The organism is Pseudomonas sp. OA65 (genome assembly GCF_017498305.1).
GTDB lineage: Bacteria > Pseudomonadota > Gammaproteobacteria > Pseudomonadales > Pseudomonadaceae > Aquipseudomonas > Aquipseudomonas zanjanensis.
In genome coordinates this window covers 1-617 of the sequence record NZ_JAGDEZ010000110.1, presented here as the reverse complement: position 1 = coordinate 617, position 617 = coordinate 1, and the positions used below count along the sequence as shown (strand labels likewise).

The 617-nt window shown below is 66.8% G+C and carries 1 protein-coding gene; it reads left to right on the top strand.

From position 1 onward, the window contains the following. A partial coding sequence (locus J3361_RS29845; RefSeq protein WP_243459080.1) for a condensation domain-containing protein occupies positions 1 to 617 on the top strand: 617 nt, incomplete at both ends.

The window sequence follows — 617 nt, the reverse complement described above, 5'->3', positions numbered from 1 at the left end:
ACGCCTGCTGTGCCTGGCCGAAGACGAGCACATCCTGCTGGTGACCCAGCACCACATCGTCTCCGACGGTTGGTCGGTGGCGGTGTTGATCGGCGAGTTCAACGCCCTCTACGCCGCGTTCAGCCAGCAGCTCGACGACCCGCTGCCGCCCCTGGCCCTGCAATACGCCGACTACGCCAGCTGGCAACAGCAGCACCTGCAAGGCGAACGCTTGCACGCCCAGGTCGGTTTCTGGAAAGCACACCTGGACGGCGCCCCGGCGCTGCTGGAACTGCCCAGCGATTATCCTCGGCCGCAAGTGCAAAGCTACCAGGGCGCGGCGCTGGCCCTGCAACTGCCGGCGCCGCTCAGCGCCCGCTTGCGCCGCTTCAGCCAGCAACAAGGCCTGACCCCGTTCATGACCTTGCTCGGTGCCTGGTCGATCCTGCTGTCGCGCCTGAGCAACCAGCCCCAGGTGGTGGTCGGCACGCCAGTGGCCAACCGTCCACGTCGGGAAACCGAGGCCTTGATCGGCTTCTTCGTCAACACCCTGGCCCTGCGCATCGACGTCCAGGCCCACAGCCGCGTCGACCAGTTACTGGAGCAGATCAAGGCCTCCACCCTCGACGCCTACAGCC